Here is a 21,340-nt window from a genome sequence, read left to right as displayed (position 1 = left end):
CCCGGAGGTCCGGCTACTTGATCAGGGCATCCGCGCCGATGATGACCAGACCGATCAGCATGTCCATGCCTCCCGCCCGGCACGAGGACGGCCAGCCGTGCCCGGCGGTACGGGCTGCCCAGGTGCCGCAGCCGAACAGGGCGACGGTGTTGAGCAGCAGGGCTGTGTCCACCGCCGTCGACTCCGCCCACCATCCGGCCGCCGCGGCGAGCAGCATCGCCACGGTGGGCAGCACGGCGGCCAGCAGGGGCCACTCGGCGAGCACCAGCCGCAGCCTGCCCGGGGTGGCTGCCCCGTCGGTGGACGCACGCTGGGCGATGACGTGTGCGTACCCGTGGGCGGCGCCCGCTGCCAGCGCGGTGAGCACGACCCACAGTGCGTCCGGACCGGGGTCGGCCTCCTCGCCCGCCGGGTCCAGCGCGGCCACCAGGGCGCTGGCCAGCACCAGGCCGTAGACGACGCCGAACAGTGACTGTTGCGGCGCCCGGTACCGCGGCGCCGGGCTCGGGGCCGCGCCCTTTCGGTGGACGTGGTCGGCGTGGTCGGGCATCACATCGCCTCGGTGCGGGAAGAGGGCCGGGTCCGCACATACTCACCCGCACGACGTCGGGAACGGCGACGCGACGCGCTGAGGGTGTCAGGGTGCCGGCGTCCCGAGGGCCGGGTTCCTCGGTTCGCCGGAAGGGCCGGGTTCCTGCTGCGGAATGTCTGTTCCTGCGGAGAGCTGTGGCGACGACACCGCCGGCAGGCCGGCCGGGGGCGGGTGCGGTGCCCGAAAGGTGAAGGCCTCGGGGCCTTCGCCGTTCTTGCGGAGCAGCGTGACGCGGGCCATCGCCTCGGCCACGCTCGGGCGGTGTCCCGCGGGCACCCACCACATGGCGTGGTGGAACTCGGCGAGACGCTCGAACCACTCCCGGCGGCGCGCCAGCACCTTGAGGTGGGCGCTGCGGTACGTGTAGTCCTGCAGCGCTTCGACCGACTCCCATACCGAGCAGTTGATCAGCAGCATGTCGTCGTCGTTCTCGGGGCGGAGAGCCGTCGAGTCGGCTCCGCCGTCGTCGACCATGCGCCAGACGAAGCCGGGGGCGTGGTCTGCGGCGGCGTTGATCTCCGGGAGCTGCGCGACGAAGTCGGACAGTTGAGGGCTGTCGAGCGGGGCGAGGATGCGCCCGACATTGACCTGGGCGAGGTGGAAGTCGTTCACGAGGGCAAGCATGCCCGGGTGGACGATCTAAAGTCAACGAAATTTGTTTTTACAGAACTTCGGGGGTGTCCAGGGCGACGCAGCATCCGTGCGGAAGCGGGTCCAGCTCAGCGCTCCACCCCTGGGCCCCCGGCAGCCCGGCGAGCAGACCTTGGATCTTGGCCAGGTTCATCCCGCAGATCAGGGCGGGGAACTGATCGGCCAGCGCATGGAACGGGCAGTTGTTCAGCCGCAGTCTCGCGCCGTCCCGGAACGGCTCGTAGCCCCGCGCCCGCAGCACCTCGACCGGATCGGTCCCGCCGTCCGACGCGCCGCCCTCGGACTCTCCGGCCGCGCGTGCCGCTGTCTGCAGGGCCTCGTCGAGCCCGGCCTGCTCCACCACCTCGGCGAGGAGCCTGCTCGCCGAGTCGTAGGAGCGGGGCGGCACGGAGACCGCGTGCTCCCCCTCGGCCCGCCGGTACATCTTTGAGGGCCGTCCCGCCCCCGGGCCGCTGCGCCCGGAAAGCCGCCGGAAGGACACCTCCAGCAGTCCGGCGTCGACCAGCCTGTCCAGGTGGAACGCTGCCAGTGAACGGGAGATCCCGGCCGCCTCGGCCGCCGCGTCCCGTCCCACCTCGCCCGGTGTCCCGGTGACGTGCCGGTAAAGCCCGCGCCGCACCGGATCGCTCAGCACGCCCAGTGCGTCGAGGGCGGAGTCCTCACTGCTGTTCATGGGGACAATTCTATGACCAGCGCCTATTGGTGATTTCTGGGCGGCGGAGGCCGGGCGGCGGCGTCAGGGCCTCTCGGTCAGAGTCACCGTGAAGCTGCGCCCGTAGGCGTGGTGCGTGGTGACGTCGAGGCGAGTGCCGCCGGGGACGTGACGGACGCGGACTCCGGCGTCGGCCGAGACGGGCCGCAGGGGCCTGCCGTGGAGGGTGACCGATACGGTGCGCCGCTCCGTCGTCGGGTCGGACACCGCGACGGTGTACGTGCCGTCCGGGCTCCGGCGCAGCAGGACGCAGGCCGGGCCGTCGATCGACAGCCGGCCTGCCCGGTGCGTTCCCGGGGTGAAGGCGTTCGCGGCGGTGATGCCGAGGTGCGTGTGTGCCGCGGCCTGGAGCCGGATCGTGTTGGACAGCACCGAGAGCGGGCCGTGGGCGTAGGACGCCAGTTGCCGTGCGGAGGCGTTCGGGACGAGGGCGTGTGCCATGGCGGCGGACCGCTCCCCGGCGGACTGTTCATAGGACAGCGTGAAGACCTGTTTGGTCACCGCTGTGTCCGCGTTGGCCAGACGTACGAGCCGTCGGCTGCGGGTGACCGTGTCGAGGGCGACGACCGGCGGCGGGCCGGACAGGAAGACGTACCCGACCGCGGTGCGCCGGCTGTCGTCGGCGTACCGCAGCCAGGCCGGAGGGGCGGACCCGGTCCTCCGCCAGGGGGAGCCGTCCCTGAGGCCGCCCGTGAGGACGACGGGGGCGGACGGGTCGGCGATGCGGCTGTCGACGGTCGTGGTCACCGCGCGGCCCGCCAGGCCGGTCACACCTGCGGAGAGCACGAGGATCTCGTCGTCGAACATGAACCACGACTTGGTGGCACCCGCGGCCCGGTAGGCGACGAAGTCCCCGGGCAGCGTGCCTGCCTGGTGGGCGGCGTACGCGGCGTCGTCGGACTGGACGAGACCGGCCGTGCCGTAGGCGCCGAGACGGACGCCGCCGGAGAAGGGGTGGGTGGCGCGGGGGAAGTAGACATAGGTGTTCTGTGCCTCGGAGGACGAGGTGAAGCCGCGCTCGGGGTTGTCGTACCAGAGGGTGCCGTAGAGCTCGGGGACGGTGCGGCGCGTCTCCACGGGAGCGGTGACCCCTGCGAGGCGGTGGGGCGGGACGGCGGTGAAGTAGTCGATGCCGAACGCCTCCCGCTGGTCCAGGCCGGAGAGGTAGAGGTAGTGGGTGCCGGAGCCCTGGAACCACGGCATCAGGTTCTCGCCGCTCATGTACTCGTACATGCTGACGCGCGTGGAGCTGCGGGCGAGGGCGAACGTGTAGCCGGGCCGGCGGTGGACCGTCCTGTCCATGGCGTTGAAGGCGGCGTGGGAGGAGGCGGCGGCGAGGTCCCGGGCGGGCCCGGGGGTGTTCAGGATGTCGGCGTAGCGGGCGATGCTCACGGGGGAGACGAAGGACGTCGGGTCGAGGTCCGCCTTGGAGGTCTGCCGGACGTGTCTGACATAGCTCTCCAGGGCCTCGGTGTCGCTGCCGGCCGTGTGCGAGGAGAGGTCCACGACGGCCTCGACGACGGCGGTGACGTCCGCGTACCCCGTGCCCGGGCGTGAGACGGCACGGCCCTTGACGATCTCCATCATCCAGCCCTCGTGGATCAGCGGGGCGAAGCCGTCGGCGACCCAGCCCCGTACGACGTCGACCAGGGTGCCGTCGGGTACGTAGCCGGTGCCGTCGAGGATCTTGACGGTCTGGACGATCCGGGTGAGCAGCCCCTTGCCGTAGGAGCCGGTGTAGGCGACGGAGGCGTGCTGGACGAAGGAGCCGTCGGCGTAGAAGCCGTCGGTGACCCCGTGCTGCGGCCGGTAGGGGTCGACCGTCGCGAAGACGGTGAGCTGGTCGGCCAGGGCCTTGGTGATGCGGGTGTCGTCACCGAGCAGAGCGCCTTGGAGGATCCGGTTCGTCGTGATGTCGGCGAGATTGGCGCCGGTGTGGAAGCGCGAGTCGAGATCGACGTCGCCGTCCTTGCCGTTGCGGAGGTAGGCGTCCATGGAGGCGATGTACGTCGCGGTGAGGTCCGGCCGTCGGGCGGCGATCTCGTCCCTCAGGAGGATCAGGGTCCTGGTCGCGTAGGACGGGATCCCGATCTCCCAGTGGAACCAGTTGCCGTAGTAGCCCTTCGACTGGTCGCCGAACCAGCCGTCGTGGAGCCGGACGAGGCCGTCGACGACCCTGCGCCGCACCGCTGCGGTGTCGTGCGGGGCGGAGGCCTCCCCGGTGCCGGGAAGGCAGGCGGCGAGGGCCGTCTCGTAGAGGTACTGGTACGACGTGCTCAGGTTGGGGTCGCTGGTGCCGAGGGGCAGACCGGCGAAGAGCTCGTCCTCCCCCGCGGCGTCCATCGCGGCGAGCCGGGCGTCCGCCGTCGCCCGGAGCGAGGCGAGTTTCGGCGCCACTTCGGGGCGGGAGTTGGATTCGGCGGTGCCGGCGAATATCGCGACGGTGTTGCGGAGCAGGACGGCCGCGATCTCCTCCGGGGTGGCCGGGGTGGCAGGCGGACCGGGCAGGGGCGACGCCTCGGCGCGCAACCCCTGGGACGCCGCCCAGAGCGCGGCTGCGGGAATCACGGACAGTGCGGAACGACGCGAGAGCTCCACCAGCACGCTCCAAAGTCCGGCCTGTAAGCGCTTGTTCCCTCGCCCCCAGCCAAGCAACGGTGCCTCGCCGGTGTCAACGGCCGGGTGCGTTGTCAGTGGCCCTGATTGCGGTCGACGGCACCGGTGGGTACGGGGTGTTGCTCAGCGCGCGGCGAGCCGGTCCATCAGGGCGGCGCTGCGTGCGAGCACCTCGCGCTCCTCGCCGGTGAGTTCGAGCTCGATGGCCTGGGCGAGCCAGCCCGCCCTGCGCCCGCGCTCCGTCTCGAGAGCGGCCCGTCCCTCGGGGGAGAGCTCCACCAGGGACTTGCGGCCGTCCGTGGGGTGGGCCCGGCGGACGACGAGTCCCTGTTCCGTGAGGAGCCCGACCGCGCGGGCCATGGACTGGGGCCGTACGCGCTGGTCCGCCGCCAGGTCGCTGGTGGTCATGGCCCCGTCGCGGTCGAGCGTGCCGAGCACGGAGACCTGTCCGAGCGGGATCCGGTCCTCGTGCTTCACGCGCCGCGTGAGCTTGCCCATCGCGGTACGCAGTTCGGTGGCGACGGCGGCGGGTTCCGGGGAGGGCATAGGCAACTTTAACCGGTGGTCCTCAGCGAAGCTGCGCACCTCAGCTGTGCACCTCACCTGTGCATCTCATCTATACAGCCAAGCTGAACAGCACAACTGAACAGCCAAAGTGAACAGCATTGCTGTAGAGTCGATCCCGTCGCGGCACGCGCCAGCGTTGTCGCAGCAGGGCCGCGGCGTGCATCAACGCGAAGGACCTCCCATGGTTTCCAGGGCAGTTGAGTCCACCGTCATCCAGTCCGTCACCGCCCGCAGGGTCCTCGACAGTCGGGGCAACCCCACCGTCGAGGCCGATGTCCTTCTCGCCGACGGATCCCTCGGCCGCGCCGCCGTCCCCTCCGGCGCCTCCACCGGCGCACGGGAAGCGGTGGAGCTCCGGGACGGGGACCCCGGGCGCTGGCACGGCAGGGGCGTCGACCGGGCGGTCGCCCACGTCAACGGCGACATCGCCTCAGCGGTCGTCGGACGCGACGCCGGCGACCAGGCGGGACTCGATGCCGCGCTCGTCGCGCTCGACGGCACGGCCGACAAGTCCCGGCTTGGTGCCAACGCGGTCCTCGGTGTCTCCCTCGCCGCCGCGAAGGCCGCCGCGGCGGCCCACCGCCAGCCGCTCTACCGCTACCTCGGCGGCGCAGACGCCCGCCTTCTCCCGCTGCCGATGATGAACATCGTCAACGGCGGTGCCCACGCCGACAATCCGCTGGACTTCCAGGAGTTCATGATCGCTCCGATCGGTGCGGAGACCTTCGCGGAAGCCGTACGCATGGGCTCCGAGATCTTCCACACGCTCCGTCGCGATCTGCTGTCCGCCGGGCACTCCACCGGCGTCGGCGACGAGGGCGGCTTCGCGCCCGCACTCCGCACCGCCGAGGAGGCGCTCGACTTCGTCATGAAGGCCGTCGAACGCACCGGGTACCGGCCCGGTACGGACATCGGCCTGATCATGGACCCGGCCTCGTCGGAGTTCTTCCGGGACGGTGCGTACGTGTACGCCGGCGAGGGGGTGCGCCGTACGCCCACCGAACAGGCCGACTACCTGGCCAAGCTGATCGACGCGTACCCGATCGTCTCCATCGAGGACCCGATGGCCGAGGACGACTGGGACGGCTGGCGGGAGCTGACCACCCGCGTCGGCGACCGCTGCCAGCTCACCGGCGACGACGTGTTCTGCACCGACGAGAATCTGGTGCGCGAGGGCATCCGCACCGGTGTCGGCAACTCGGTCCTGGTCAAGGTCAACCAGATCGGCACCCTGACCGAAGCCCTCGCCACGGTCGCCACCGCGCACCGCGCGGGCTGGACCGTCGTCATGTCGCACCGGTCCGGCGAGACGGAGGACACCACCATCGCGGACCTCGCGGTGGCGACGGGCTGCGGCCAGATCAAGACCGGTTCGCTGTCCCGGTCCGACCGTACGGCGAAGTACAACCAGCTCATCAGGATCGAGGAGGAGCTGGGCGCATCCGCGCGGTACGCGGGCGGAGCGGTGCTGGCACGCGCCTGACCGCTGGGGCGGTCGCTCCACAGGGAACACCCTCCCCGGCGCGCCGGGGAGGGTGTTCCTCGACCCATCGGTTCCTGGGGCATCGGCCCAGCTCACGGTTGACGGCCGCACGCCTGGGATCCTGTCGGAATGGATTCGTTCACGGCCCGTCTGGACGGAGCCTGGGAGTGGTGGTCGGCCGCCGTCGAGGAGGCACAGGAGGGGCGCTGGGTCCGTGATCCCGTGGAGCGGCAGGTGGTGGCGGACATCATGGCCGCGACCAATGCCCTGCACGGCGGCCGGCCGGCGCCCTTCACCGAGGACTCGTGGCACGTACGGATCGGGCGGATCGCCAATTGGGCCGGGGTGCTCAGGCTTGCTGCCCGGGCAGGGGGATGGGAACTACAGCCTGTCGTCGGGCGCCGTCCGGGGGCGCCCGCGGGTATGGCCGAGCTGCTGTCCGGCATCTACGCGATCGGAGAGCAGGGCGAGGGGTGGATGAAGCAGCTCCTTCGGGAAGGCCGGGTGCCGTCGGAGAGGGAGATCGGCCAGGCCGAGGGCTTCCTGACCGGGCCCGGGTCCATGGAGGACCTTGAGCTGTTCTTCTACGACAGCTGACAGTCGCCGCGCTGCGGTCACCGGGCGATCTCCCAGATGTGGCCGCCGGGGTCGCGGAAGCTGGCGGTACGGATGCCCCACGGCCGGTCCATCGGGCCGTTCAGCAGTGTCACGCCCCGGGCGGACAGTTCCTTGCACATGGCGTCCACGTCGTCCACCGGCAGGGTGAACTGCATGCGGGATCCGGCCTCGGGGCCGGCGACACGTGCGGGTGCGATGAGGCCGGGAGCCTCGGTGGCCTTCAGCAGATTGATGACGGTGTCGCCGAAGCCGAACACCGCCGAGTTGCCGTCCTCGAAGAGCACGGGCAGTCCGAAGACATCACCGTAGAAGGCCTTGGTGGCGTCCAGGTCTTCGACGAACAGGGTGATGGCGCTGATGCCCGCAGGCCATGTGGATGCGTTCGTTTCATCGGTCACAGCTCCAGATGATCTCGCTCTCGGGCCCCTGCGGGGAACAGTCAGGAGGAGCGGATCTCGGTGAAGTGGTCGAACTCGCCGGCGGCCACGCCCCGGGTGAACGCCTCCCACTTCTCCGTGGTGGTGGTCACCACAGTGGCGGGGTCGCCGGTCTCGCGCAGGTGCACGAGGCCCCCCGGTCCGAACGCGATCTCGATCCAGGGCCCGGGGCCCTCCGCGTCCTCGGGTGCGGCGCGGGTCCAGACGAGGCCGGCGGGGAGGTCAGCCACGGCCCTGGGTCTCCTTGACGGTGCGGATGAGGGCGGCCAGGGCGGTGGGGGTGGTCCTGAGTATCGCGCCGCCGGGGTCGCTGCTTTCGGTGAGGGCGATCGAGCCCTGGTCGGCGGCGACGTGTATGCAGGCTTCGCCTTGCGCGCAGTAGGAGGACTTCTGCCAGTCGGAGGTGGTCATCTTCGGTCCCTCTACAGTTCCTGAGCGATGGCGTGGATGAGGTCGCGCGAATGATCCGTGGACAGTGCGACGGCGTCGAGGCGTTCGAGCAGCAGTCGGTACTGGGCCAGTTGTGCCTCGGAGTCGATGAACACAGGCCCATGGGACTGATCGAGCTGAGCAGTATCGAGAGCGGAGACCTGGCCCTCTACGTAGTACACGGACTGGCCGGACCCGGGGTAGTCCGTCACTGCGAACGGAATCACCTTGATGGTCACGTGGGAATACTCGCTCAGCTCGAGCAGGTGCTGAAGCTGAGTGCGGGCGATGTGAGGGCCGCCGAAGCGCATGCGGAGCGCAGCCTCGTGGACAAGGGCGCGGTACGGCACGGCGTCGTCCCGGTGCAGGACGGTCTGACGCTTCACGCGGAAGGAGACCCGGTGCTCCATCTCGGGTGGTGACATGCCGGGCACTGCCTGTCGATAGATCGAACGCGCGTGATCAACGGTCTGCATGAGGCCGGGGATGTGAATGCTGTGTGCTGCCCGAAGGCGTGTGCCGTGGTGCTCGATCTCTGCCAGATCGAGGAGTTTGGGAGGGAGGATCTCCCTGTACTCCTCCCACCAACCACGCTTGCGGTCCCCCGTCATGTCGACCAGCGCATCGACCAGGTACTGATCGGTGCAGGAGTACGTATGGGCTGCGACCCGCACTCTGTCTGCGCTGACGCCGAACCGGGCCACCTCAATGTTGCTGAGCTGCCCTGCGCTCGTTCCCAGAAGGTCTGCGGCCTGCGTAGTCGTCATCCCCGCGCGCTCGCGTAGCTTGCGCAGCTCCGCGCCCAAGCGCGTGCGGCGTGCAGTGGGCGCTGCCCTGCCTGGCATGTGAACTCTCCCTGCGATCTGCGGCGTTGCGGAGCGTCACTCACACGAGTGGTTCAACTCAAAGATTCCGTGCATGTAGTGCAAGGAATCCTTGCGTGAGTCTAGTGTCTGACCCAGGCCACCTGCCCGGAAGTACCCCGCTCGACGGAGCGGCCTCGTCACCGGGCCATGCGACACGCACATCCCAACGCTCCTCCGTGAACGGAGACTTCCATGGTTCTGGCCACCGTAACGCCGCCCTGGGCGTACACCCTCCAACTTCCGCAGGATCCCCGTGGACCCGGGATCGCCCGGTCGACCCTGCGGACCGTGCTGCGGGTGCACGGGATGCGGGATCTCGTCGACACCGCCGAGCTGTTGGCGAGCGAGCTGGTCACCAATGCGTACCGGCACTCATCGGGCCCCTACTCCCTGCGGCTGCGCGGGGCGGGGCGCAACCGGGTGCGGGTGGGGGTGTGGGACAGCAATCCGGAGATCCCGGATCCTTTCGTCGGCGGAGCCGTGGGCACGCCGTGCGTGCTGTCCGAGCGGGGGCGGGGGCTGTACCTCGTACGGGAGTGTGCGGACAGCTGGGGCGCGTACCCGATCAGGGGCGGGCTGCCGGGGCAGGGCGGGAAGGTGCTGTGGGTGGAGTGCGCCTGGAAGCCGGAGCGCCCTGGATGCGCTCCGGCGTGAGTGCGCGCGCCGGGCCGATCGGTACGCCGGATAGGCTGCTCCGCCTCCCCCCGACCGGAGGTCGTCCTGGTGGTCCCTGCACGGATACTGGCCGTTGCGCCGTTGGCTCTGGTGATGCTCGCCCTGTCGGGCTGCTCCGCTCTCTCCCTCTGCACCGACACGACGGCGAAGCGTGGCAAGGCGGCGGTGAGAGTGCAGGTCGAGGACACGTCCGGACAGCGTCTCGGCGTCACGGCCGAGATCGTCGACTGGCGCCTCGACTCCCACCCTCAGGTGCCCTCCGAAGGTGACAAGGTCCACTACCACTACCGTTTCGACGGCGCCGACGAGATGTCCGGCCCTGGAATCGACGCTTGCGCGGTCGATGAGGAGCGCGTGGCGTTGGGGTGTCAGACGGTCTACGCGTCCGAGGGGCGGTCGGAGCGGGACGGCGGCCTCACGGGGGACGACTGGCTCACCGTCGAACACCCTGAGCAGGTCGCCGGCGTACTGCTGATCCCCAATGACCAGGACTACGACCGACGTTCCTGCGCGCAGGACGCCAAGGACGGTGGCGGGACGCACCCTCCGGAACCAGCCACCGTGGGCGACCAGCTGTAAGCAGGGCTGTCCCCGGCCCGGAACGCGGCTGACCTCGCCGTGTCCCGGGCCGGTTGCCCTCAGCGCTGTGTCAGCGCGCGTACCGGGCCTCGAAGCTCCGGAACGACTGCTCCTGGCGCCACTCCAGCCGGGCCTTCGGGCTGTTGGCGAGGAACCGGGTGCAGCGGTCCGACCGGGGTGCCTGGCACTCCTGCACCGGGCGGAAGCCCTGGCGTACGGGGTCGGGGCGCCACAGGCTGCGGCCGGGGAGGAAGGCGTACTCCAGGGACGCCCGGGCCAGGTCCTTGAGCTCCGGGTAGCCGAGCTCGTAGGTGCGGGCCGCTCGCAGGTACTCCTGGCCGATGTCGCCGCGCGACACTCCGGGGTCGTCGGTGGAGAGCACCACCGGGACCCCGTACTTCCGGTACAGCGGGAACGGGTGCTCGTCGCCCTCGACCTGGAGGATCTGCGCGTTGCTTGTCAGCGGCACCTCCACGGCGATCTGCCGACGGGCCATGTCACGGGCGAGGCGACGCCAGTCGTCCTCCTGCACGAGGTCGACGCCGTGGCCGATGCGCTCGGCCTGACCGGTGCGCACCGCGTCGTCGATGTGGAAGGTGAGGTCCTCGGGCTTCACCAGACCGGGCACGAGCTCGCCGGCGTGCAGGGTGATGTGGGCACGGGGATAGACCTTGTGCAGATGGTTCAGCATGCGCATGTGCAGGCGGTAGTCCCGCAGGGAGATCTCGCCGTCCTCCGGCTGGACCAGGTTCACGGCGACGAAGCGCTGGTCGCGCTCGGCCAGGCGGAGCCCGAGGGCGATCTGGGTGAAGACGCGTTCGGGGGCGCTGTTGCGGGACACCTGGGAGACCCACCGCACCGTGATCGCGCATGCCGGATCAGGGGTGGCGGTCGCGCAGTGCGCGGTCCTGCGGAACTCGGCGTCGGCGGTGTCGGCCTCGTCCTTCGCGGTTGTCACCAGTTGGTCCAGCCGGCCACCGGCGAGCAACTTCCGGTGCAGAGCGGCCAGATCGGCGTCCCAGCCGACGTCCGCGGCGAGCTGCCTGGCGCCCGCGGAAGCGGGGCTGACCATGGTCTCCAGATACGTCTGGTTCTGCGCGGCGGCGCTGCCCGCCACGTCGGCCAGCATCTTCCCGCGGTGCGAGGTCGCGGCGCCGAACTTCCCGAACGTGGCGAAGAAGTGGTCGTGGCCCGACTGGCCCTGCGGGAAGTCCTGCATGGACCACGCCCGCACGATCTCCTGCTGGAAGGCGGGGTCCGTGAGGGCGTCGGCCGCCGGTCGTGCACCGGTACCGCACGGTGGGGCGACTGCGGTCATCGTGGCATCGATGCAGAGGCCGTCCTCGGCCGCGAGCTGGATGAGGTACTCGGTCCGGACCGCGCCGGAGAGGTGATTGTGCAGGTCACCGCCCTTGGGCAGGTCCTGGAAGAACCGGCCTGCCCGCTGCGGATGGGCGTCCAGCCAGGCGGCGGTCCGGGCCTCGGCGGCGGTGGCCGGCCGGGGAGGCGGTACGGGGGTGGGGGCGGCGGCCCGGGCGGCCGCCCCGGCGGGCAGGGAGGCGGCGAGGGCCGCCGCGGCGAGTCCGGCGGTCATCAACAGCCTGTGGACGCGCGCTGCGTTGCGGTGTACGGAGATCACGCCTCGCATGATCACGAAGAGTGGCCCGCGCCACCCCTGGCCGCGTGGGCGGAGCGGCGTAAACCATCCGCACGGGGGACAACCATCCGGTCTGCCCCCGCCCTCATTCAGACGCGGAGCTCCGGGGGGAAGCCGGTCCAGCGCAGTTCCTCCGGCAGGTGGCCCATGTCGTTGAACATGACCAGGGCAGCGGGCCTCCCCGGCGTATAACGGATGACCGTCAGGGCCGCGTTGGAATGGTTGAGGCCCAACCAGCGCCAGGCGGGCGCGTCGAGGGCGTCCCGCACGAACCAGGCGGCCAGGAAAGCGTGGGTGACGACCAGTTCGTGCCGGGGATCGGTACCCTCCGCCGGCCCGGTGAACCGCGCCAGGGCGGCGCCCGCCAGCTCGGGGCCCCTGCTCCGTTCGGCCTCCGGGAACTGCTCCACGAAACCGAGGAGCCGGTCCGCCGAATCCTCCGGGAGCTCCTCCCGCTGCGGGACGTAGGGGACATAGTCACCGGCGGGCTCCGAGACCAGCAGCGGAACGTCCTTCCGGAGCTGCTCATGGACCAGTCGGGCGGTCTCCGCGGCCCGGGGGAGCGGGCCGTGATGGACGGCGGAGAGCGGTACGCCGCGGAGCCGCTCGCCGAGCAGGACAGCCTGCTGCCGGCCACGCTCGGTCAGCTCGGTCTCGTCGGGGCTCGCCTCGCCGTGCCGTGCTACGTAGAGGAAGCGGGTGGCCGCGGTCATGGGTGGCTGTCTCCAGGGAGGGGGATGGGAGCGCCCGGTCGGGCCTCCTGCGGGTGACGCTGCTGGTCCGGTGCGTGGTTGCGCCTCCGCACGGTGGTTCCGGCGGGCGAGCTCCGGCTCCGGCGGACCGCGCGAGCGGTCGAGGTACGGCAAGAGGCCGTCGGGCGCCGTGGCCGGTCGTGCGTCGGCTGTGCCGCCGACCACCCGGAAGACCGGCCACGTTCGGGTGATGGTCGGCACCGGCCTTTCCTTGCGGGGGCCGGGGTCCGGCCCGCCGGGGCGGTCCACTCCGGCGTGTCGGCTCCGCCGCCTTTGACACAGTGCCGCTCCGTGATCAAGGAACGGGGTGAGGGGTGTGGCCGTGGTGGGCGTCGCGGATGATCCGGCGGGGCCGCCGGGTGCGGGTGGTCAGGGGCCGAGGCTGAAGCACAGTGACGGGCCGTGGCTGCGGGCCGCCGGGGGCGCGGAGGAACTGGTGGCTCATCTGGGGCCGGTCCGGTCCGAGCTGGCCCTGGCTCATGCGGGACTGATGGCGGGGGCGGGCCGGCTGACCGCCCTTGCCGAGCTTGCCGCCGTACGGGAGTCCTGGGAACGGCGGATCCAGGCTGCCCGAGGTGAGTGCGGCAGCCTGGCGGCCGGGCTGCGGGCCGTCGCGCGGACGCAGGGCGCCACGAACGAGGCCGTCAGGTCGTCCTTCGCCTCGGTGCCCGTCCCACGGGTCGGTGACGAGCAGTGACCGCGGCGCTGACCTGGGCGGAGTTACGGGATCTGAAATGCGCGGAGCTGGAGGGCGCGGCCGACGGGTGGGGCAAGTCCAGCAACCGTGCCGACGCCGCACGGGACCGCATCGAACAGCAGCTCCTCACGGGCCTCCGGGACACACAGGAGGGCGAGGCGGCGCAGGCGGCGGTGAGGCGACTGCGGCAGCTGGGGCGCAACTTCCAGTACGTGTACACCGAGTGCGGGCTCCTCCGTACGACGCTGAATTCCCTGGCCCACGAGATGAAGACACAGCAGCGGGCGCTGAGGGACGCACTGGACGACGCGGCCGCGCTGAAGTTCACGGTGCACCCGGACGGGTCGGTGACCTACCCGGCAGGGGGCGAGGGCCTGGTCGGCGGCGCCCCGCTGCGGGGCGGCACGGCGGCGTCGAGCGGCTCGCCCGGGCTGACGCCGGCCTCCGGCCTGGTCGCACCCAACTCGAACGCGGGCAAGGCGCAGGACATCGCGGACCGGGTGACGGGAGCGGTGCGGGCGGCGGCCGAGATCGACTGGAGATACGCGGGGATCCTGCGTCGTCTGAGGGCCGAGGACGGCCTGAAGGTACCGGACTCCACCTGGAAGGACGCGGCAGGCGACGCGGCGGAGGTCCGGGACGCGGCCGGCGCCTACCTCAAGGACGCCATCCCGCGCGACGCGTCCCCTGCGGAGCGGCGCGACTGGTGGGCGGGGCTGACCCAGGAACAGCGCGAGGAGTACCTCGCGGTCTACCCGGACCAGATCGGGAACCTGGACGGCATCCCGGCACTGGTCCGCGACGCGGCGAACCGGGACAACCTGTCGCTGCTGATCGGCAAGCTGGAGGGGCGCGACGACGACGAGGCGGCCACCCAGCTGGCGGGCTTGCGGGAGATCGAGCGGCAACTGGGGGCGGCGGCCAAGCCGGGTGAGCCGCCGATGTTCCTCCTGGGCATGAGCGACGAGGGGAACGGGCGAGCGATCGTCTCGTACGGGAACCCGGATACAGCGAAGAATGTGGCGGCGTATGTGCCGGGGCTGAACACGTCTTTGGATGAAGACTTTGCTAAAAACGATTTGAAACGCGCCTTGGACACAGCTAAGGGGGTGCGCCAGCACGATTCATCGGGCGCTGCGATCGCCTGGCTTGGGTACGACGCACCGCAGAGCATTGATGGCTTCAGTAGCTTGGCAGTGGCGGGCGATGGCAGAGCGACTGAAGGTGGCCAGCGGTTCAATGAATTTACGGGTGGCCTGGTGGCAACAAACGAGCATCGAGATCCGCATCTTACTGCCATTGGGCACTCCTACGGATCGCGAACCGTAGGTGCGGCAGCGCAGCAAGGTGACGGGATTCCGGGAGTTGACGACATCGTTTTGGTGGGGAGCCCTGGCGTGGGAGTCGATCGTGCTGAGGATCTGGGGGTGGGCAGGGAGCACGTATTCGTAGGAGCGGCCGAAAACGATGTCGTGACAAAGCTGCCATCGAAGCCACAGGCGGCGGCTGGTGCGGTAGCAGCCGCCGTGTCCGCACCCCTGGTCTACGTTGCGGGTGACGTCGCAGACCCAGGTGACGATGACCTCTGGTTCGGTAAGGACCCGGCGAGCGAGGCGTTCGGTGCTAGGCGATTCCGTGTTGATGACGGCCCCGGGCTGGTCGGCGGTATGGGGCCGTCCATCGATGCGCACTCTCAATACTTCGACCCGAAGAGAGACGCAGCGTCGGCTCACAATATTTCACTGATCGCTGCAGGGCGTTCAGGGAAGATCAATACGCAGGAGCATCGATAGTGCGAAAAATTTCCCTCTCGATCAGTGCCCTGCTCATTTTTGCATCGCTTGCAGGGTGTGCGCATGACGTCTCTTCCCTTGGTGGGGCGGAAAGGCCTGACATGGATATGCAGCAAGCTGCGGAGCGGGCGGATCAGATCTTGGACGGTCTCCTGGGTGAGATCGATCCAGAAGTGAAGTGGACGCACGATACGACCACCACGGGCAGCTGTGACGTAACCAGGCGGCGCACCGTGATGACCATCGTCTCCGCCGAGCGCAGGGGCAGCTTCCTGGGCGTCGTGGATCGCTACTGGCGCAAGAGCGGGTACCGGATGAAGTCCATCAACAATGATCCGGACGTCCCGGCAATCTTTGCCCAGACCAAGGACGGATTCGGTGTCAGCCTGATCGTCGGGGGCGAGGGGCAGGTGTTCTTCGAGGTCGACACACCCTGCGTGGAGGAGTCCGAGGTGGCCGAGTCCACGACCCAGGCGACCGCGCCCACCTACGAGGGCATGGAGCACATCCCCCGCCCCAACATCCGCTCGACCTTCTGGTCGGCCGGCGCCCCCTGACCCCCCCCGTAGCCGCCCCTGACGCCCCCTCATGCCCCCATCCACCCGTACACACCAGCGAATCGCGTCGTGAACCGCGCCCGAATGGGGGATGGTTGTGGTGTGCGGAAATACTGGGTGTTCGTCGGCGGTGGGATCGGGCTGGGCCTGTGCTTCATCGCCCTGCTCGTCGTCGGTACGTACTCCGCCGCCGCCGGGATCTCCGGGGCGGGCGGGGCCGTAGGGCTGGCCAAGGGGGCGGTGCCGGCGCGGTATCAGCCGCTCGTGGAGAAGTGGGGCAACCTCTGTCCCGCCATCAACCCCGCGCTCTTGGCCGCGCAGTTGTACCAGGAGAGCGGCTGGAACCCGAGCGCCCGCAGCCCTGCCGCCGCGCAGGGCATCGCGCAGTTCATCCCCGGCACCTGGGCCACGCACGGCATCGACGGGGACCAGGACGGGGACCGGGACGTGTGGGACCCGGCCGACGCGATTCCGTCCGCCGCGTCGTACGACTGCGAGATCGCCGGGTACGTCAAGAAGGTGCCGGGCGACCCGACCGACAACATGCTCGCCGCCTACAACGCGGGCGCCTACCGGGTGATCCGGTCGGGTGGAGTGCCCGCGATCAGTGAGACGCAGAACTACGTCAAGATCATCCGTTCCCTGGAGAAGAGCTTCGCGAAGCCCGTCGGCCGGGTGCAGCCCTCGCAGCAGGCGGCCGGGGCGATCTACTTCGCGCAGAAGAAGCTCGGCACTCCGTATCTGTGGGGTGGCAACGGGACGGCCGACCAAGGGGGCCGGTTCGACTGTTCCGGGCTGACGCAGGCCGCGTACCGGACGGTCGACATCGAACTCCCGCGTGTGGCCAACGACCAGTACAACGCCGGGCCGCACCCCTCCCGTGACGAGCTCCTCCCGGGTGACCTGGTGTTCTTCTCGGACGACCTGAACAATTCGCGTGCCATCCATCACGTGGGGCTCTACGTCGGCGGGGGGTACATGATCAACGCTCCGTACACCGGTGCCGTGATCCGGTTCGACAAGATCGATACGCCGGACTACTTCGGTGCGACAAGGGTCACGAAGGACGGGGCAGCGGCGCTTCCCACCGCGCTTCCCGGAAGCTGACAGTCAGTCGGCGATGGCCGGAACTCTCCGTGAAGCCCGGGCCCTGAGCTGCGACGATGAGTCACTCTTCGATAACGTCATGGTGATCATTCGGTGGAGAACGGAACGTACGCAGCTGACAGGCCGTTCCCTGGACTGGGACAGCATGCGCACATGACCATGCGTGACTGCCCAGACCAGTCGGGCGTGACGGCATCATGGCGTGACGCGGCACTGAATCCGCACCGACCACGGGGGTCAGACCAAGGCGACGCACGCCGTTGTGCGTCGCAGCAGCAGACAAGGCAAGGGGCCGCGGCAGATGGCTGGACTCGCACTCGATGGGTCGAACCCCGATGTCAGCCTGCTCTACGACATCAATGGGCTGGCGAAGGCCGCTCCGACCTGGTTCGACCGGGTCATGGAGTTCGTCGGTGAATTCGGGATCATGTTCGCCATGGTCCTGGCGGTCCTGTGGTGCTGGTGGAGTGTGCGCCGACGCGGGACGACCGAGGACTCGGTGACGGCGGTTGCCGGGCTCGTGTGGGCGCCGCTCGCCGCAGGGATCGCCCTGCTCATCAACATCCCGATCCGTGGTTTCGTGGAACGGCCGCGTCCGTTCTTCGACCACAAGGGGCTCGAAGTCCTGGTGAAGGGCAAGACGGACTTCTCCTTCGTGAGCGACCACGCGACGATGGCGATGGCGATCGCGGTGGGCCTCTTCGTGGCCAACAGGAAGTTCGGCCTGGCGGCGATCGCGCTGGCGCTCCTCGAGGGCTTCTGCCGCGTCTACATGGGCGTGCACTACCCGACCGACGTGATCGGCGGCTTCGCCCTCGGTACGGCAGTGGCCCTGCTGCTCGCGCCCCTCGCGATGATGCTGCTGACGCCTCTGGTGGGGGCCGTGGCCCGCGCCGGGGTGGTCGGCAGGCTCGTCCGTTCGGGTGGAGCGGCCGCCGCGCCCGGCGGACGGGGCGAGACGCACGGGATCCCCGAGCCGGCCCAGGGGTCCGACCGTCCCGGCGAGAAGGACCTCGCCGCCTAGACGGGGCGCAAGGACGTAGGACGACGTGAGGGGGTGTCCCGGAAGGGGCACCCCCTCACGCATGTGCGGGCGCCCTCGCACACAAGCGGGTGGCGCGGGCGCCCCTCGCACACAAGCGGGGTGGTACGTCGGTCCCTCACACATGTGGCGGGCGCGGGAGTCCCTCACGCATGTGGCGAAAATGGCTGAGTTCGATCGTTCCGGTCGAGCCGCGACGGTGGCGGGGCATCATGGCCGAGGACCCGGGGGGTGGTGCACGTGGCCGGTCGGCGGCCGTCACGGCAGGAAGTCAATCGGCGGAGCGAGCGTACGGGGTTCGTGGGGCGCCGCAACGAGCTGGCGGTCTTCCGGGAGACCTTCGCCAGGGACCCGGAGGAGGCCGGCTTCCCGTTCCTGTTCCACGTGCGGGGCAACGGGGGCGTGGGCAAGTCGACGCTGGTGCGTCAGTGGGAGGCCACCGCACGGGAGCAGGCCTCCGTCGCCACCTCGTTCGTGGGCGACGACGTGCACGACGCGGTCGAGGCGATGGAAGCGGTCAGCGCCCGGCTGGGCCGGCAGGGGCACCCGCTGAAGAGGTTCGACAAGCAGCTGGCGACCTACCGGCAGCGCAGGCACCAGGCCGAGAGCGCCGTCCCCGCACCGCAGCCGGACCCCTCGGGCGGCACGGCCGCCGATCCCGTACGGGCGGCGGCGTCGCCGTCGAGCACGGTCGCGGCGCAGGTGGGGCTGGTCGGGCTGGGCATGGTGCCCGGCATCGGGGCGTTCGTCGGCGCGGTCGATCCGCAGCAGGTCGCACTGGGCGCGGACCGGGTGCGGGCGGCCCTCAACATGCGCCTGCGCAGCCATGACGACGTGCACCTGGTGATGAACCCGCTGGCGGTCCTCGCCCCGGTCTTCCTGGAGGACCTGGCCGACGTCGCCGAGCGGTGCGAGCGGGTGGTGCTGTTCTTCGACGTGTACGAGCGGACCGGACCGGTGCTCGACGCGTGGCTGCACGACATCGTCTTCGGCGAGGAGTACGGCGGCCTGCCGGTCAACGTGCAGATCGTGCTGTCCGGCCAGTCGGGTCTGGACACTCGGGTCTGGGGCGATCGGCTCGGTCAGGTCACCGAGGTGCGCCTGGAGGTGTTCACCGACGAGGAGGCACGCACGCTGCTCGCCGCTCACGGCGTCACCGACGACGCCGGAATCGAGCTGGTGCTGCGGCTGTCGGGCCGGCTGCCGCTGCTGGTGGACATGCTGGCCCGGAGCGACCCGGGAGGGAACCCGGGCATCGGCGATCCGTCCGAGACGGCGGTCGAGAGATTCCTGAAGTGGGAGCGGGACGCGGAGCGGCGTGAGGCCGCGCTCGCCTGTGCGCTCCCCCTGCAGCTCGACGAGGACGTCTACCGCGCGGTCGTCCCCGAGGCGGCTGCCGAGGGGTACGCGTGGCTGCGGGGTCTGGCCTTCGTCTCGGCCCGGGCGGGCCGCTGCCGCTACCACGAGGTCGTACGCGCCGCGATGCTGCGCCTCCAGCGGACCAGGTCCCCCGAGCGGTGGCAGCAGGCGCACACCCGCCTGGCCGACCGTTTCCAGCAGTGGCGGCTGGCGGCGGAGGCGGATCTCGGGGCCGGGGCCGACCCCGAGGACCACTGGGGCGACACCGTCTGGCGGGAGCACCGGGCTAACGAGACGTATCACCGGCTGTGCGCGAACCCGCGCACCGCCCTGTCCGAGGCACTCCGCGAGAGCGCCTACGCCGTCGGCCGCGATGCCGCCACGCTCCGTCGCTGGGCCCAGATCCTCAGCGGTGCGGGGGCCGACTCCGACTCGGAGACCCTCGTGTCCTGGGGGCGCCGTCTCGGGGACGCGGCCGAGCAGGACAGGGCGGTCGCGGTCGCGCTGACCCTTCTGCTGAACGCGCCCGATCTCGGCGCGTCCGGACGGGCGTTGGTGCACACCCTGCGCGCCGTGGACCACCGGGGTGCGGGTGACCCCGAGAGCGCGCTGGCGGACTGCGTGGCGGCCGTCGCCCTCACGCCGGACGAGGCCCGCCCCCACGCCGGGCTGGGAGAGACCTACCGGGTGCTGGGCCGTCACGAGGAGGCGGTCTCCTCCTGCACCCGTGCGCTGGAGATCGACCCGCGCCACGTCATCGCCTTCGGCAGCCGTGGGGACTCCCTCCGCAATCTGGGACGCCACGAGGCGGCCCTGGCCGATTTCGCCCGGGCGATCGAGATCGATCCGCTGTACGCCTGGGCCCACGGAAGTCGGGCGCGGGTGTACGAGGCCCTGGAGCGCTGGGAGGAGGCCTTCGCCGACTACGACCGTGCCATCGGGATCAACCCGCTGTACGGCTGGGCCGTCGCGACCCGGGCCGAGCTCCTCGAGCGGAGGGGCCGGTACGAGGAGGCACTGGCCGGCTTCGCCCGTGCGATCGAGATCGATCCGCTGTACGCCTGGGCCCACGGAAGTCGGGCACGGGTGTACGAGGCCCTGGGACGGCACGACGAGGCCTTCGCCGACTACGCCCGGGCGATCGAGATCGATCCGCTGTACGAGTGGGCCTTCGGGAGCCGGGCGGAGCTCTTCGAGCGGACGGGCCGGCACGAGGAGGCCCTCGCCGACTACGGCCGCGCCGTCGAGATCGACCCGCTGTACGCCTGGGCGTGGGCCAAGCGGGCGGAGGTGTACGAGGCTCTGGGCCGCCGGGACGAGGCCCTCGCCGACTACACACGGGCCCTCGACATCAGCCCCGGGTACAGCTGGGCGGCCGGCAGCCGCGGTGAGCTGTACGAGGGGCTCGGGCGCTACGAGGAAGCGGTCGCCGACCTCACCCGGGCGATCGAGGCCGACCCGGTCTCCGACTGGACCCTGTGCGCCCGGGCCCGGACGTATCTGCGCATGGGCAGGCACGAGGAGGCTCTCGCCGACTGCGTCAGGGCGGTCGAGGTCGATCCGGAGGACGGCTGGAACCAGATGCTGTACGCCCTCGCGCTGCGCGCGGCCGGTGACGGTCAGGGGGAGGCGGCACAGGCGCACCTCACATGTGCCGTGCGCCTCTTCACCGCGGCCGGGGAGCGTGGCGGCGGCGTCGTGGAGGCGTACCAGGGGCTGCTCGTACTCTCCTGTCTCCTGCCCGGCGACGACGCCGTGGCCGCCCGGTGCGAAGCGCTTGTCGCGCTCGGCCCCGGTGCGGTCCCGCTCGGGGAGACGATCGATGACCTCGTGTTCCTCCGCGAGGTCATCCCGGAGGCGGGGCCGCGCATCGAGCCGGTCCTGACGCGCCTGCGGGGGACGCTCTAGCGGGACCTCACTGGGGTCTGGCGGTACCTGGCCGGAGCTCGCGGGTCCTGGCGGGACCAGGCCGGCCCGCACCTGGCGGACCCTCGCCGGCACCTAAGGGCTGTCCCGTAATCCCTGGCGGGCGCACGACGACAGCTACGGCACCTCGCCGCGTTGTCGGAACGCCCGAATACATCCAGTATGCGGACGCCCCTCCGCCTTGCGATGCACCGCATCTGACGCCGCGCGCTGATCCACCAGGGA

The 21,340-nt window shown here is 70.5% G+C and carries 21 protein-coding genes; 10 read left to right on the top strand and 11 right to left on the bottom strand.

Annotated features, from left to right (window positions below):
• Positions 1–13 precede the first annotated feature (13 nt).
• The 5 genes from ACFUNE_RS34960 to ACFUNE_RS34940 form a co-directional block, all read right to left on the bottom strand.
• Positions 14–550, bottom strand: coding sequence for a hypothetical protein (locus tag ACFUNE_RS34960; RefSeq protein WP_383576527.1), 537 nt, complete (start codon positions 548–550; stop codon positions 14–16).
• 87 nt (positions 551–637) lie between these two features.
• Positions 638–1,204: a DUF3291 domain-containing protein gene (locus tag ACFUNE_RS34955; protein WP_383576525.1), complete on the bottom strand. Its 567-nt coding sequence runs from the start codon at positions 1,202–1,204 to the stop codon at positions 638–640.
• A gap of 49 nt (positions 1,205–1,253) precedes the next feature.
• The gene (locus ACFUNE_RS34950) at positions 1,254–1,916 is read right to left on the bottom strand and encodes a helix-turn-helix transcriptional regulator (protein WP_383576523.1); all 663 of its coding nucleotides are present in this window, start codon (positions 1,914–1,916) and stop codon (positions 1,254–1,256) included.
• Positions 1,917–1,979: 63 nt separating this feature from the next.
• Positions 1,980–4,553: a polysaccharide lyase family 8 super-sandwich domain-containing protein gene (locus ACFUNE_RS34945; protein ID WP_383576521.1), complete on the bottom strand. Its 2,574-nt coding sequence runs from the start codon at positions 4,551–4,553 to the stop codon at positions 1,980–1,982.
• Positions 4,554–4,694: 141 nt separating this feature from the next.
• Positions 4,695–5,117 carry a MarR family winged helix-turn-helix transcriptional regulator gene (locus ACFUNE_RS34940; RefSeq protein ID WP_383576519.1) on the bottom strand — a complete coding sequence of 141 codons (423 nt, stop codon included), beginning with the start codon at positions 5,115–5,117 and terminating at the stop codon, positions 4,695–4,697.
• Positions 5,118–5,319: 202 nt separating this feature from the next.
• Here ACFUNE_RS34940 and eno point away from each other — a divergent pair, with 202 nt between their 5' ends.
• Together eno and ACFUNE_RS34930 are read left to right on the top strand one after the other, a co-directional pair.
• Positions 5,320–6,621, top strand: coding sequence for a phosphopyruvate hydratase (gene eno, locus ACFUNE_RS34935; RefSeq protein ID WP_383576517.1), 1,302 nt, complete (start codon positions 5,320–5,322; stop codon positions 6,619–6,621).
• A gap of 129 nt (positions 6,622–6,750) precedes the next feature.
• Positions 6,751–7,218 carry a hypothetical protein gene (locus ACFUNE_RS34930; RefSeq protein ID WP_383576515.1) on the top strand — a complete coding sequence of 156 codons (468 nt, stop codon included), beginning with the start codon at positions 6,751–6,753 and terminating at the stop codon, positions 7,216–7,218.
• Between the two features lie 17 nt (positions 7,219–7,235).
• On the opposite strand, the gene ACFUNE_RS34925 is transcribed toward ACFUNE_RS34930, so the two are convergent.
• The 4 genes from ACFUNE_RS34925 to ACFUNE_RS34910 are packed head-to-tail and all read right to left on the bottom strand — an operon-like array spanning position 7,236 to position 8,950.
• Entirely contained in the window at positions 7,236–7,637 is a 402-nt protein-coding gene (locus tag ACFUNE_RS34925; protein WP_383576513.1) for a VOC family protein, read from the bottom strand.
• Positions 7,638–7,678: 41 nt separating this feature from the next.
• A complete protein-coding gene (locus tag ACFUNE_RS34920; protein ID WP_383576511.1) occupies positions 7,679–7,906 on the bottom strand; it encodes a DUF397 domain-containing protein in 228 nt (75 codons plus the stop codon).
• Entirely contained in the window at positions 7,899–8,087 is a 189-nt protein-coding gene (locus ACFUNE_RS34915; RefSeq protein ID WP_383576509.1) for a DUF397 domain-containing protein, read from the bottom strand. The genes ACFUNE_RS34920 and ACFUNE_RS34915 overlap by 8 nt, the downstream gene beginning before the upstream one ends.
• Before the next feature lie 11 nt (positions 8,088–8,098).
• Positions 8,099–8,950: a Scr1 family TA system antitoxin-like transcriptional regulator gene (locus ACFUNE_RS34910; RefSeq protein WP_383576507.1), complete on the bottom strand. Its 852-nt coding sequence runs from the start codon at positions 8,948–8,950 to the stop codon at positions 8,099–8,101.
• Positions 8,951–9,163: 213 nt separating this feature from the next.
• On the opposite strand from ACFUNE_RS34910, the gene ACFUNE_RS34905 reads away from it, so the two are divergent.
• Entirely contained in the window at positions 9,164–9,625 is a 462-nt protein-coding gene (locus tag ACFUNE_RS34905) for an ATP-binding protein (RefSeq protein WP_383576505.1), read from the top strand.
• A 69-nt stretch (positions 9,626–9,694) separates the two neighbouring features.
• Positions 9,695–10,225 carry a hypothetical protein gene (locus tag ACFUNE_RS34900; RefSeq protein ID WP_383576503.1) on the top strand — a complete coding sequence of 177 codons (531 nt, stop codon included), beginning with the start codon at positions 9,695–9,697 and terminating at the stop codon, positions 10,223–10,225.
• 70 nt (positions 10,226–10,295) lie between these two features.
• Here the strand turns inward: ACFUNE_RS34900 and ACFUNE_RS34895 are convergent, their stop codons facing one another.
• Together ACFUNE_RS34895 and ACFUNE_RS34890 are read right to left on the bottom strand one after the other, a co-directional pair.
• Positions 10,296–11,873: an adenosine deaminase gene (locus tag ACFUNE_RS34895; RefSeq protein WP_383576501.1), complete on the bottom strand. Its 1,578-nt coding sequence runs from the start codon at positions 11,871–11,873 to the stop codon at positions 10,296–10,298.
• Between the two features lie 98 nt (positions 11,874–11,971).
• Complete coding sequence (locus ACFUNE_RS34890; protein WP_383576499.1) at positions 11,972–12,595, bottom strand: histidine phosphatase family protein; 624 nt, start codon at positions 12,593–12,595, stop codon at positions 11,972–11,974.
• A 355-nt stretch (positions 12,596–12,950) separates the two neighbouring features.
• Between ACFUNE_RS34890 and ACFUNE_RS34885 the strand changes: the two genes are divergently transcribed.
• The 6 genes from ACFUNE_RS34885 (at position 12,951) to ACFUNE_RS34860 (ending at position 21,097) form a co-directional block, all read left to right on the top strand.
• Positions 12,951–13,331, top strand: a complete 381-nt coding sequence (locus ACFUNE_RS34885) for a hypothetical protein (protein ID WP_383576561.1) — start codon at positions 12,951–12,953, stop codon at positions 13,329–13,331.
• Complete coding sequence (locus tag ACFUNE_RS34880) at positions 13,328–15,124, top strand: alpha/beta hydrolase (RefSeq protein ID WP_383576497.1); 1,797 nt, start codon at positions 13,328–13,330, stop codon at positions 15,122–15,124. The genes ACFUNE_RS34885 and ACFUNE_RS34880 overlap by 4 nt, the downstream gene beginning before the upstream one ends.
• Positions 15,125–15,225: 101 nt before the next feature.
• Complete coding sequence (locus tag ACFUNE_RS34875; RefSeq protein WP_383576495.1) at positions 15,226–15,681, top strand: hypothetical protein; 456 nt, start codon at positions 15,226–15,228, stop codon at positions 15,679–15,681.
• 102 nt (positions 15,682–15,783) lie between these two features.
• Complete coding sequence (locus tag ACFUNE_RS34870) at positions 15,784–16,788, top strand: NlpC/P60 family protein (RefSeq protein ID WP_383576493.1); 1,005 nt, start codon at positions 15,784–15,786, stop codon at positions 16,786–16,788.
• Between the two features lie 301 nt (positions 16,789–17,089).
• Positions 17,090–17,812, top strand: coding sequence for a phosphatase PAP2 family protein (locus ACFUNE_RS34865; RefSeq protein ID WP_383576491.1), 723 nt, complete (start codon positions 17,090–17,092; stop codon positions 17,810–17,812).
• 318 nt (positions 17,813–18,130) lie between these two features.
• A complete protein-coding gene (locus ACFUNE_RS34860) occupies positions 18,131–21,097 on the top strand; it encodes a tetratricopeptide repeat protein (protein ID WP_383576489.1) in 2,967 nt (988 codons plus the stop codon).
• Positions 21,098–21,340 lie beyond the last annotated feature (243 nt).

This window comes from Streptomyces sp. NPDC057287 (assembly GCF_042667905.1).
Classification (GTDB): Bacteria; Actinomycetota; Actinomycetes; order Streptomycetales; family Streptomycetaceae; genus Streptomyces.
The sequence above is the reverse complement of the archived record's forward strand: the minus strand, read 5'-3'. Positions and strand labels throughout refer to the sequence as shown.